The sequence below is a fragment of the Helicobacter sp. 13S00477-4 genome (assembly GCF_002272785.1).
In the GTDB taxonomy this organism is placed as follows: domain Bacteria; phylum Campylobacterota; class Campylobacteria; order Campylobacterales; family Helicobacteraceae; genus Helicobacter_J.
The window spans coordinates 181724-194640 of record NZ_MLAS01000001.1 but is presented as its reverse complement, the minus strand read 5'-3'; the positions used below and the strand labels follow the sequence as shown (position 1 = coordinate 194640).

The 12917-nt window shown below is 32.9% G+C and carries 11 protein-coding genes; 1 reads left to right on the top strand and 10 read right to left on the bottom strand.

The features are described 5' to 3' along the window. Positions 1-116: 116 nt before the first annotated feature. Entirely contained in the window at positions 117-821 is a 705-nt protein-coding gene (locus BKH44_RS00930; RefSeq protein WP_095269195.1) for a hypothetical protein, read from the top strand. A gap of 36 nt (positions 822-857) precedes the next feature. Here BKH44_RS00930 and BKH44_RS00925 read toward each other — a convergent pair whose 3' ends face one another. The 10 genes from BKH44_RS00925 to BKH44_RS00880 form a co-directional block, all read right to left on the bottom strand. Then, positions 858-2141 carry a GntP family permease gene (locus tag BKH44_RS00925; RefSeq protein ID WP_095269194.1) on the bottom strand — a complete coding sequence of 428 codons (1284 nt, stop codon included), beginning with the start codon at positions 2139-2141 and terminating at the stop codon, positions 858-860. A 21-nt stretch (positions 2142-2162) separates the two neighbouring features. Further along, entirely contained in the window at positions 2163-2939 is a 777-nt protein-coding gene (locus tag BKH44_RS00920; RefSeq protein ID WP_095269192.1) for a 3-hydroxybutyrate dehydrogenase, read from the bottom strand. Positions 2940-2943: 4 nt separating this feature from the next. Further along, a complete protein-coding gene (locus BKH44_RS00915; RefSeq protein WP_095269191.1) occupies positions 2944-3585 on the bottom strand; it encodes a 3-oxoacid CoA-transferase subunit B in 642 nt (213 codons plus the stop codon). Between the two features lies 1 nt (position 3586). Beyond that, the gene (locus BKH44_RS00910) at positions 3587-4282 is read right to left on the bottom strand and encodes a CoA transferase subunit A (RefSeq protein WP_095269189.1); all 696 of its coding nucleotides are present in this window, start codon (positions 4280-4282) and stop codon (positions 3587-3589) included. Positions 4283-4312: 30 nt separating this feature from the next. Then, positions 4313-5491 carry an acetyl-CoA C-acetyltransferase gene (locus BKH44_RS00905; protein ID WP_095269188.1) on the bottom strand — a complete coding sequence of 393 codons (1179 nt, stop codon included), beginning with the start codon at positions 5489-5491 and terminating at the stop codon, positions 4313-4315. 206 nt (positions 5492-5697) lie between these two features. Further along, positions 5698-6891 carry an NAD(P)/FAD-dependent oxidoreductase gene (locus BKH44_RS00900; RefSeq protein ID WP_095269186.1) on the bottom strand — a complete coding sequence of 398 codons (1194 nt, stop codon included), beginning with the start codon at positions 6889-6891 and terminating at the stop codon, positions 5698-5700. A 93-nt stretch (positions 6892-6984) separates the two neighbouring features. Continuing rightward, positions 6985-8262 (bottom strand): outer membrane family protein, encoded by a 1278-nt coding sequence (locus BKH44_RS00895; RefSeq protein ID WP_095269185.1) that lies wholly within the window; start codon positions 8260-8262, stop codon positions 6985-6987. A gap of 53 nt (positions 8263-8315) precedes the next feature. Next, positions 8316-9674 carry an outer membrane family protein gene (locus tag BKH44_RS00890; RefSeq protein ID WP_180674070.1) on the bottom strand — a complete coding sequence of 453 codons (1359 nt, stop codon included), beginning with the start codon at positions 9672-9674 and terminating at the stop codon, positions 8316-8318. A 75-nt stretch (positions 9675-9749) separates the two neighbouring features. Then, positions 9750-11120 carry an outer membrane family protein gene (locus tag BKH44_RS00885; protein ID WP_095269181.1) on the bottom strand — a complete coding sequence of 457 codons (1371 nt, stop codon included), beginning with the start codon at positions 11118-11120 and terminating at the stop codon, positions 9750-9752. 176 nt (positions 11121-11296) lie between these two features. Continuing rightward, the gene (locus BKH44_RS00880) at positions 11297-12709 is read right to left on the bottom strand and encodes an outer membrane family protein (RefSeq protein WP_257842560.1); all 1413 of its coding nucleotides are present in this window, start codon (positions 12707-12709) and stop codon (positions 11297-11299) included. Positions 12710-12917: the final 208 nt, after the last annotated feature.

The window sequence follows — 12917 nt, the reverse complement described above, 5'->3', positions numbered from 1 at the left end:
TGTAATTGTAACTTTTTTACTCAAAAAAAATTCATAAATAATTGATAGTTGTGATAAAATTTTATTCTGTATTTGATTAATATGATATTTAATTTTAGTAAAAAGAAAGGAATAAAATGAAAAAAAGAATATATGTATTTATGGTAGGGGCTTTATTCTTGAATTTTGTTTTTGCTGATAATATTTTAGCAGAGAAGAAAAAAGACTTACAGATGATTCAAATTGATAAAAATGGTTTTTTTGTTGGCGTTGAGGCGGTCTTAGGAGATTCGTATATAATAGATAGTCAAAAAAAAGTTACTTTTGATCTTGGAGTATTGGGTGGTTATCAACGTTATTTTGATATTGAGCAAAAGCATGGGATAAAGGGTTCAGTTTATTTGCATTCTGGTTTTGGCAATAAATTTGATATGCCTGCTCCTAAATATGGAACTTCAAGCGTAAAAGCTGTACCTGATTCTAAGACCTACATTCCCTTGAAGTTTGGTTTTGATGTGAAATATTTATGGGATTTTTTCCAAAAAGGTAAGCAAACTTTGGGTTTGAGTGTTGGGTTAGGTTATGAGGCAGATTGGTTTTTTGATACGACTCCAGTGCCTGCGACTCCTGCTTCTAAATATGCAAAATATACCACACCTTCAACACCTAATAAAAATCTTTTTGTCCAAGATATTTATCCTGTGATTGGAATCCACTATTATTATTCTCACCATCAATTTGAACTTTTGAGTAAATTTTTACAGACTAATTTATCACATGTAGTGAATGGTCCTATATTGATTCAAAGTTATTTGACATTTAATTATTCTTATCGTTTTTGATTGAAAATGATTTTTATCATTTGCATAGTAGAGGGATTAGAGTAATCCCATATAGCTTAAAAAGATCACAAAAGCTAATGCAATCAATGGGATTATAATCCCGACTATACCTATATCTAAATAGCTTTTCTTATGAGTCATTCCTGTTACGGCTAAAAGAGTCAAAACAGCTCCATTGTGAGGTAAAACATCCAATCCTCCTGATGATATTGAGGCTACTCTAGCAAAAAGCTCTAAATTTAAGTTTTGTTCCAAAGCAATTTCGTAATATTTCTCTCCCAAAGCTTCTAGTGCAATCCCCATCCCTCCACTAGCAGAGCCAGTAGCTCCAGCAAGGATATTGATAGCAATGGCCTCAGATATTAAAGGACTTCCTTTGATATTCATCAAAAAATGGGTAAGTTTGTCAAAACCCGGGACAATTTTGATAACACTTCCAAATCCAACAGCTGCACTTGTGTTGATAATAGCTATGAGAGAACTATTGGCTCCTTCATTGATAGAAGAAATGAATATTTTGAAGTTTTTGAAATCTAATATAATGATAAGGATAATCCCCAAAAGAAGAGAGGGGATGATAGGAATTTTAGCAAAATTCAATGCACATACTACTGCAATCAAAGGTAAAATTGAAATGATAAAATTTGGAGTTTTTATGATGTTTTCATCATTGATTTTTCTTTGAGGTTCATCAAAATTTTCTCCATTTTTTTTAAGTTTTCTTTCTCTATAAATGAGATAAAAATGTCCCCCAACTGCCATAATAATAGCAGCAATTATGCCCATCAAAGGTGCTGCAGTAGGTGTAGTATGAAAATATTTCATAGGGATGAGGTTTTGGATTTGAGGTGTTCCAGGTAGGGCTACCATTGTAAAGGTAAAAGCTCCTAATGCGATCGCACCAGGGATAAGCCTGCGAGGTATGTTTGCCTCTCTGAATAAAGATAATGCTAGGGGATAGACTGTAAATACCACCACGAAAAGACTTACACCCCCATAAGTTAGGATAGCAGCTGCAAGCCATATGCCTAAAATAGCTTGTTTTTTACCCACTATTTTGCTAATCATTATAGCGACAGAATTTGCCATTTTTGTAGATTCCATTAATTTTCCAAATATTGCACCTAGCATAAATACTGGGAACCAGTCTTTTGCAAAACCTACAAAACCGCTCATATAAGGACCGGTATAGCTTGATAACAAGTCCAGTCCACCAGTGAGTGCAACAACTCCTGCTGCAATAGGGGCAACCCAAATGATAGACCACCCCAAATAAGCTAAAACCATAATAACAATCAGTCCTAAAAGAATACCTAGCATTTTTATTTCCTTGTATAGTTTTTATTGAATGGTATAGCCCCCATCAATGATCATACTTTGACCTGTTATATTTTTGGCATGTTCAGAGCTTAAAAATAATGCAAGCTCAACAATATCATTAATATCAACTAATTGTTTTTGAGGGATAAGGGGAAAAAGGACTTCTTCTAAAACTTGCTCAATACTGACCCCTCTATTTTTGGCTAAATCTGCCATTTGACCCCTTACAAGAGGTGTATCTACATAGCCTGGACAAATTGCATTTGCAGTGATACCTTTTAAGGCACCTTCTAATGCAGTTACTTTTGTCAGTCCAATGAGACCATGTTTGGCACTATTATAAGCAGATTTACCAGCAAAGCCAATGACACCGTTTATAGAAGCCATATTGATGATGCGACCAAAATTCTGCTCTTTCATTATAGGAAAGGCATATTTAGTTGTTATGAATGCTGCTGTAAGCATTATTTTTATCATGAATTCAAATTTTTCTGTTGGGAAATCTTCAATATTTGCTACATGTTGTAAACCTGCATTGTTGATAAGGATATCAATCCTGCCATAGTTTTTTTGACTTTGCATGATGAGATTTTTTATTTCATCTTCTTTGGTCACATCGCATTTGATACCAATACAATCTCCTCCTTTAGATTTTTCTTCAGCAACAACTTTTTGTAATCCTTCTTCATTGATATCAGAAAGGATTACTTTTGCATTTTTTTTGAGATAACCTTGAGCAATATGTAACCCAATACCACTTGCTGCACCCGTAATGATAGTAATTTTATTTTTAAGCATTTGTTTATCCTTTCAGGCAATTTTCAAAAGAAGCTAATGTTTTTGTTTGAATTTCTTGTAGTGTAATACCTTCTTGGAGCTCAATAAGCCTCATTTTGCCTTCTAAAAAATCAAAAACTCCAAGATCAGTGATCAATAGATTCACTACTCCACATCCTGTGAGGGGTAGGTCACATTTTGTTTTGACTTTACTTTCACCATTTTTGTTGGTATGTTCCATTATGACAACAACTTTTTTTGCACCATGGACTAAATCCATCGCTCCACCCATTCCTTTGACAAGTTTTTTTGGAATCATCCAGTTGGCTAAATCTCCATTTTGAGAAACTTCCATCCCTCCTAATATCGCTAAATCAATATGACCTCCACGTATCATTCCAAAAGATTCTGCACTATCAAAATAGCTAGCTCCTTTGATAGAACTCACAGTTTCTTTACCTGCATTGATCAAATCAGGATCAACTTCACCGATTAAAGGGTAAGGTCCAATGCCTAACATTCCATTTTCTGACTGGAACATGACATTTTCAACCCCTTGTGGTAGATTGTTAGCTACCAGTGTTGGCATTCCTATCCCTAGATTGATATTCATATTGCTTTTGACTTCTTGTGCAGCTCTTTTGATGATAAGTTCTCTACCAGACATTTTATACCTCCCTTGTGGTAATTTTTTCAATTCTTTTTTCGTAGTTTTGTCCTTGATAAATATATTGGATATAGATACCTGGCAGATGGATTTCATCAGGTTTGAGTTCCCCGATTTCTACGATTTCTTCAACCTCAGCAATTGTGATTTTTCCTGCCATTGCACATAGAGGATTGAAATTTCTGGCAGTTTTGTTAAAAATCAAATTGCCATAAGTATCTGCTTTTTGGGCTTTTATAATACCAAAATCCCCATTGATAGCTTGTTCTAAAAGATATTTTTTGCCATTAAATTCTCTGGTTTCTTTACCTTCTGCAATAAGAGTGCCTACCCCTGCAGGTGTATAAAATGCAGGAATACCTGCTCCTCCAGCTCGAAGTTGTTCTGCAAGTGTTCCTTGAGGAGTAAGGATAACTTCAATCTCTCCATTGATGAATTGTTGTTCAAAAGTTTTGTTTTCTCCTACATAAGATGCGATAATTTTTTTTATCTGTTTGTTGGAAAGTAAAATACCCAATCCAAAGTCATCAATACCACAATTATTGCTAACAATAGTAAGATTTTTTGTACCTTTGTTTTTGATTGCTTGAATACATTTTTCTGGTATTCCGCATAGCCCAAACCCACCGACTAGAAGAGTATTACCATCTTTTAGTGTTTTTAAAGCTTCGTCTAAATTATGAATAATTTTGCTCATTATTTTTTCCTTATGTGATTTATTTTAAATCTAGCAAGATTTTATAATGCTTGCGATGCCTTGTCCTCCGCCTATGCACAAAGTAGCAAGCCCATAGGTTGATTTGCGTTTGAGCATTTCATGAATAAGGGTTACTAAAATCCTAGCACCACTCGCACCTATAGGATGTCCTAATGCGATCGCACCCCCATTCACATTCAGCTTTTCTGGATTAAAGTGCAATTCTTTATCTATAGCAAGACTTTGAGCACTAAAAGCTTCATTAGCTTCAATCAAATCTATTTGTTCTAAGTTTAATTTTGTTTTTTGAAGGACTTTTTTTGTTGCTTCAACAGGTCCAATACCCATAATGCTTGGATCAACACCAGCTGTTCCAAAACCTTCTATGCTCACTAATGGTTTTAATCCTAAATCTTGAGCTTTTTGCTTGCTACATAAGATAACTATAGCCGCTCCATCATTAATACCTGATGAGTTTCCTGCTGTTACACTCCCATCTTTGTTGAAAGCAGGTTTTAGTTTTGAGAGGGATTCTAATGAGGAATCTGCTCGGATAAATTCATCGTTATCAAAAATTTTAATACCTTTTTTGTCAGGGATTTCAATAGGAATGATTTCATCTTTAAATCTTCCTGATTGTTGTGCTTTGAATGCTTTTTGTTGCGAATTGAGGGCAAAATTATCTTGTTCTTGTCGAGTGATTTGATAAAGTTTGCATAAATTTTCTGCAGTTTGTCCCATGTGGTAGTCATTCATTGCACACCATAGACCATCAATAATCATAGAATCAATCATTTCGGCATTGCCCATTTTGTAGCCAAACCTTGCTTTTTTGAGTAAATAAGGTGTTTGACTCATATTTTCAACTCCACCTGCTACTACTAAATCATTTTCTCCACTGAGTATTGATTGGTAGGCTAATGCTACAGCTTTGAGTCCAGAACCACATACTTTATTGACAGTATAAGCAGGTGTATTTTGATGGAGTCCAGATTTTATGACAACCTGTCTTGCTGTATTTTGACCATTGCCTGCTTGAAGTACTTGACCTAGGATGACTTCATTTATCTCTTTAGGGGAAAGTTGTATTCCTTCAAAAGTGGCTTTTAAAACTTGTGAAGCTAGATTGACAGGAGAAATATCTTTTAAACTCCCACCAAAATTTCCAATAGCAGATCTTTTCGCTGCTACGATGACTACTTCTTTCATTAGAGTTTCCTTAAAAATTTTTAGATCTTAAAGCATATTAGTATTATTTGAAACAAGAAGTCAATAAATGAAGATTTAAATTTTTAACTCTTTTCTTTTTGAAACAATCAAAATAAAGTATTCATATATTTTTGATTATTAAAAATATTATACTAATGATAATTTGAATTTAAAGATCGTTGATAAATAAAAAATAATATACATTCTTAATCTTTTTTAAAAATACTGCTTAAGCCAGATATCTTAATATTCCATAAATTTTCTATGATGCGTTTGAGTATATAAGCTTTGAAACCAGAAATATTCCTGCCATTTACAGTTCCTAGCCCATATCCTTTTCCTAATGAACATATACTATCGCCGGATTTGAATACAAATGGATTTTTGGGTTGATTTCCCAACAATGATACATTTATGTTTTTTGCAAGATACTTCCCTTCTTGTGTCGCTAATTGGGCAGTTGGTGGAAAGAATCTTTTGGTATTAGGATCTTGTAATGCACCACAATCTCCGAGTATAAAGATTTTATTTTTATTGGGGAGTTCTTGGATTGGGTGTAGGAAAGCATCAATTTCAATTTTGCTACGTTTGCTCTCAAAATAATTGGAATTTTCAATCACACTATTTCCTTTGACTCCTGCACTCCAGATGATTGTATGTGCTGTGATTTTTTTCTCTTTATCTTCATTTTGTATGATAACCCCATCTTTTTGACATTCTAGTATTTTAGAATTTTCCCATACTTTTATCCCTAGATTTTGAAGCCTTTGGACAGCCATTTTAGACATATTTTCATCAAACATTGGGAGAATATGAGGCATTGCTTCAATGCAAGAAATTTCAATCAAGCTAGTATCTATATTGAGTTTTTTAGCTTCTTTATGAAGTTCTTGTGCTAATGAAGCACTAAATTCAATACCAGTGAATCCACCCCCACAGACAATAAATTTGAGTTCATTGTTATCTTTGTTTTCAAGGTAAAATTTGAGTTTATTTTGAATATGATTACTGATATTTTGAGCACTCAAAAAAGATGTAATACTCAAAGAGTATTGTTCAATACCCTTGATTCCAAAAGAATCAGATTGAAACCCTAAACCAATGATTAAATAATCATAATCAAAACTTTTATTTTTAGTGATTACGCAATTTTGTTTGATTTCTGTTACTTCATCAATGATGAGTTCAACTTCTTTGGGCAAAATATTTTTGAGATCATATTGAGTACTTTTGTTTTTTGCTCCTGCACCAACTTCGTGCAAAACTATTGTATGATAGTGGTAAGTATTATTATTGATAAGTGTGAATTGAGCTGCTTTGAAAATATCTTTTTTCAGTTCTTTTAAAAAACTCAAACAGCCATAACCTGCACCCAATAATAAAATCTTTGGTTTTTTCATTTATTTTCCTTGTCTTTGAGAGGTATTAAATTCAATATATTTTTAGAATTATAAACTAATTTTGAAAGAAATAATCAAAACTAAATATATAGATTAAAAAGTATAGGTGATATGCACCATTGCGTGGCTTCTGTCAGACTTATTGTTATTTTGAAGTATTGGACCATTACCAATGTGATAGCCTTTATGTGTGGTATCATTGAAATATTCAAGTTTAAGCCCTGCATCAATATGTTTGTTGAAGGCATAACTTAAATAGAGTGCTAAACTTTGTTCATTTGCTCTAGGACTAGTTGTTATCCTCCCAAGCAACTGCCAGTTAAAATCTTTTATTTGTGAACCTACAAATAAAAACCAGCTTAAAGCATCTTTGCCTATCATATTTGACAAAGATGGTCCAGAATCATAAACGCTTCCTGTCCATACATTATAAGCAATAGGGTCTCCATATATCCCGATTTTTCCATTTGCATTCCCAAAGTTTTTATAAACAATGCCACCAAAGCTGTAATTATCAATATCAAATTGTTGTCGGATAAATAAAGTTTGTGCATTTTTACCCAATAATTCTCCAAATACAATCACATCTCTTGAAGTTGGAGTCGTTTGACTATAGAATGGAAAAAGTCCTACAATAGTCGTTTTCATACGAAAACCTTTTTGATCAAAATTAGGATTTGTATCATAGGTGATATTAAATCCTGGGGCATTTAAACTTTCTGGAATATAATAAATATAAGGAGAAACACTCAAGCCATTTTTGGAATATTTTATACCAGCAGCAAAAAAAGGAGCTCCTGTGCTATAATATCTACCATAAGGCCAAAACCAATCATTATATGCTGAAGCACGAGCATCAGAAAATAATCCCCAAATTTTTATCCCGCTATATTGAACATAAGCCTCTACTCCTTGATTAAAAGCACTAAACCAGTCATATCCTGTGGTTTCGTATCGTCCAGCCTTGAATCCAAAGATACCTTGATAATCATAGCTAATGTAAGCATTGTGAATCATATAAAATCTTGGCTGTTGTTGTATTTGTCCGCTATGTCCAGCATACCAACCTATATATTCAGTTGCCAATGGACCATCTCCTTGCCAAAGCGTAGAATCATAGACAATTCCATTGATCATTCCTCCAATAGTTATATTAAGTCCTTCGGCAAGATTCATATCCAAATCAAGCTCTCCCATCATAGTTGCATAACTTTCTGTGGGATATATCCCTTTATTAGGATCATATTTTTTTCCATCAAAACCTATTTTTGAAAAGCTACTTGCCTGTCCCCTGACTTTATAATCAAAAGAAAAAAGAGGCAATGAAAGTATAGAAATAAGATATAGGGTTTTTTTGATGATTGTTTTCATATTTTTTCCTACAAAGTTTTGTGTCTTGATTTTATTTTGAATATGATCATAATCTAAAAACTATGTTTTATATAGGTGGAGAGATAACTTCTATCTTCCCTAATATTATGATTGAGATAAGTTTGATAGATCTGATAACCCTTTTTGGTAGTATCATCAAAATAAGTAAGGTTAATGCCAAAGCTAGTTTTTTGTTTTAAAATATAATCCATATTTAATGATAAGCTTTCTTCATTGCTTCTAGGGCTGATAGTATAACGATTGACCACATTAATGTTTAATTTTTGATATTTCAGTCCATAAAAGACAATGTTATTAAATGCGTCGGTGGCAAAAATAGCATTATTAGCTGTGCCTCTATCATATATAGTGCTATCATTGAGGTCTAATCCGAGTGGATTTCCATATCCTCCTATGAATTCATTTGCATTCCCAAAATTTTTATAAATTTGAAATCCAAAATGATGCTTAAGATTCTTTTGAGGGATTCTAAAAATTTGTTTGAGTAAAAAGCTTTCGCCACCTTGCCCTACAAGTCTACCCTTGTAACCATCAAGAGTTGGTGTGTTGATGGGTCCAAATACAGGTGTATTGCCATCATCATAAGTTGAGATGCGTTTTTTAGCTGATGGAGTATAATGAACATAAAAACCAAAAATATCAGTCTGAGAATATATAGGGATTTCCCAAAGTGTAAAGCTATCTTGGTAAGTGCTGTGAAATCCTGTCATTAAATATAAGTTTGGTTGTGTTTGTATATAGGGTATGAATGTTATTTTTGGATAAGTGATTTTGCTACCTATTGCAAATGTTGGCATTGTTGATGAGTTGATGTATTTAAAATCTTTGAGCCATTTTCCACCTAAAGAAGATTTTTTATGTGTTATGACTCCCCATGTATCAATATGTTTAGTTTTTAGGTGGGTTTCAATACCTTCTTGATTGCCAGTAAGCCAATCAGTATTTTTGAATAAAAATCTTCCTATTTTAAAACTAAAAAAATCATTATCATAACCAATGAAAAAATTTGAAAAATAATAGTCTTTTGTATCCATTGGAGTAGCTTTTTCTTTTCCATCATGCCCACTATAATAACCCATATATTTATAAGCTAGACCATCAGGATTGAGAAGTTTACCTTTGATATCTTTGTCAAATTTTGTAGAATCATAAATAATTCCCCCAAATGCAAATCCTATCCCTGCACTAAAATGATTTGAAAAATTAAAATCAAAAGATGGATCACTATAAAGGATAGAAAAACTATCTGTAGGGTATTGACCTATTGTTTCATCTATAATTGAATGATTGAATCCAAATTTAGAGTAATTAGCAATATCTCCTGTAAAATGATATTCAAATGCAAAGATTGCTTGATAGGCACTAAAGGATAAAAAAAACAATTTCTTCACAAATATATTATCTCCAGTTCCATATTTTAGATTTTGTATTTTAAATTTTTATTATATCTAACTAGGGCATAAATATTAAAAATTATGCGAAATATAGGTTGAGACATAACTCCTATCTTGTGTTACATTTGATTGTAATGGCATTGGTTTTGGTTGATGGCTTGTATAACCCAATGTATATCCTCTGAATGTAGTGTTATTGTAGTACTCAAGCTTAATCCCAGCAGTGATATTCAAAGGGAATTTATAATCAAAATTTAAAGAAACAGCTTGTTCATCAGCTCTTGGACTGTGCGTGATGCGACCAAGAAATCCCCAGCTCCAATGGGTGTATTTACCCGAGGCAAATATAAAACCATTGATCGAATCTCTGCGGAAAACATTATTCCAAGCAGTGCTATCATAGACACTATTGTCGTAGTTATCAAAACCAGTTGGATCCCCATAGGGTGTGAGGAATTCATTAGGATTGCCAAAGTTTTTATAAACTATAGCCCCAAAACTATAGTTATTTATGTCAAAACTTTGTCTTATCATCAAGCTTTGCCCACCTTTTCCTGCAAGTTGAGGTCCTGTGTATAGAAAAATATCATAATTGTTATAAGAAGTTGTTTTGTTAAGAGCTTGACCAACATGTTGCATGAATAAATAGATGATTTCTGTTTTTGATCGAAAACCTTCTAAATTGAAATTTGGATTTGTATCATATGTTAGGTGAAGTCCTGGTGCGATGAAACGAGAATCTTGAGCATAGACATAGGCTTGGATTCCGAAATTTTTATATTTAAAATCTGCACCTAATGAATACATATAAAACCCTTTGCCATTGTCTAAGGCTATATTTTGATTCATGTATTTAAAATCTTTGAGCCATTTTCCCCCTAAAGAAGCTCTTTTATTGGTAGTAAATGCCCAAATTTTTGTGTGTGGGATGGCTGAAGATTGTAGCCATAAACCTTGTATATAGCCACTAAGCCAATCTCCAGGTATTGAAAATCTACCAATTTTGGCTTCAATGTATTTGTCATACTGGTAACTTATAAAGGCATTTTGAAAAAGATAATTTCTTGTTGTGCGTGCAGATATTTGGGATCTATAATCAGGACCTGGCCAAAAACCAAAGTAATTCCAAGCGAGTCCTTGAGGATCATAAAGCTCACCTGTTGTCGTGTGCTGGAATTTTGTGTTATCAAAAACAAGACCGCCTACCGTCCCACCAAGACCTGCTTTAAATCCTGCTCCTAATTGTAGCTCTATCCCTAAGGATGCAGAAATAACAGAAAAACTATCTGTAGGGTATTTGCCATTGATTGTGTCTATTTTATTATTATTAAAGCCAAATTTCGACCAGTTTTGCACTTGTCCGCTGATATTATAATCAAAACCCCAACTTACAGAAACAAATAATCCTGTTAGTAATAAACTTTTAGTTTGTGTTTTTAGCATTATAAGCTCCTTTTTTTATTCATATCAATTAATTTAATTTATATATTTAATGTAGAGAATATTAAAAATAGTTTAAAAATGGAAAGTAGATTTAAATGAAAAACAAAAGTTTTAATTTTGTAACATACTTTTTGAGATTTAAAGATATGTTACAAGGTATTATCAAAAAATATTTTTTAAAAACTATAAGTAATATGTGTCATTAAATGGCTCCTGTCTTGAGAGATATTTTTTGAAATGCCAAAATTTGGATTTCCATCAATATTGATAGGTATACCGTTTTCAGCAAGCAGACCTGAACCAGGATTGTAACCAGTTTTTGTTGTGGAATTGAAATATTCAAGTTTAAGCCCTGCTTGAATATGTTTTGTAAACTGATAATCAAGATATAAAGCTAAGCTTTGTTCATTTGCTCTTGGAGCTGTCGTAACCCTTCCAACCATATTCCAGCTGAATTGACCATAACTTGCACCACCTTTTAAAAATACTGTGATAGCATCAGCAGCTGTAATATTATTAATCCCTGCAAAACCAATATTGTAAATGCTATCTGTCCATTGTTCTATTCCGATAGGATTTCCGTAAGTACCAATATTTGGATTTGGATTTCCAATATTTATATACAGACCACCTCCAAAGTTATAATTATTTAGATCAAATCTTTGTTTGACAAGGATTGTTCCTCCACCAGGACCTTGTAGATACTTCCACTTTCCTCCATCTAAATATGGATCCCAAGTGTTATACCTAGCTGGGGCATATCTTCCCCATTTGTCATTATTGGCTTGATAGACATACATCCCTATGAAGGTGGTTTTTGATCGAAAACCACTGCCTTGAAAATTTGGATTGGTATCATAAATTAGTTTGAGTGAAGGTGCAGTAAAAGTTTCTGGAGAAAACCATACGTTGGGTTCTATAGTAAGATTTTTATGATTGTAACTAACACCTAAAGCATGGACACCATAATATTTTTCTCTATAAAAGTTATATAGCCATTGTCCATCAGCAATACCTCTTCCCCAAGATGTAAAGGCGTAGAATGTGAAATCAGATAGTTTTAATGTTGCTTTGGCTCCTTCAGTGTATTCATAAAACCAATCCATATCAGATTTGTATCTCCCTACGATGATATGAAAAATATCAGCATATTTATAATCAATATATGCATTGTAAATAACATATTTTTTTGCGTTTCGGCTTGTAGCAGGTGGATAATAATCTTTTGGAAACCAACCGTTCCATTCACCCATATACTCAAAACCTAATCCATGCGGGGTAGCCAAAGAACCATCAGTATATTTTGCAAATTTGGTAGAATCATAAGCTTGCCCACCAATTGCTCCACCTATACCAGCACTGAAACCAGCACCTAAATCGGCATCTACTTGTAGTGTTCCTGTGAGGTTGACAAAAGTTTCTGTTGGGTATTGTCCTTTTTGTGGATCAATCCTGCTATCATTGAAACCAAATTTAGAAAAATTAATGGCACTGCCACTGACTTTATAGTCAAATCCATAAAGACTCGACATCAAAAGCATAGAAGCTATCAAGTATTTATATTTTTTTGCAACATTTATTTTCTCCATTATTTTCTCCATGATTTTAAGTTGTTAACCACTGATTTTATTGAAAAAAAATAAATATTCATATTTAATTCATAAATAATTGACAATTTAATAATAAATACTAAATAAAAATTTTATTTATAAAATAAATTTTTGATAATAAATCATTAGTGATTTTGCTAAAGAAAGAGGATAGTATGTCTCTTTAGCAAAGCAGTTTATTAAAGAA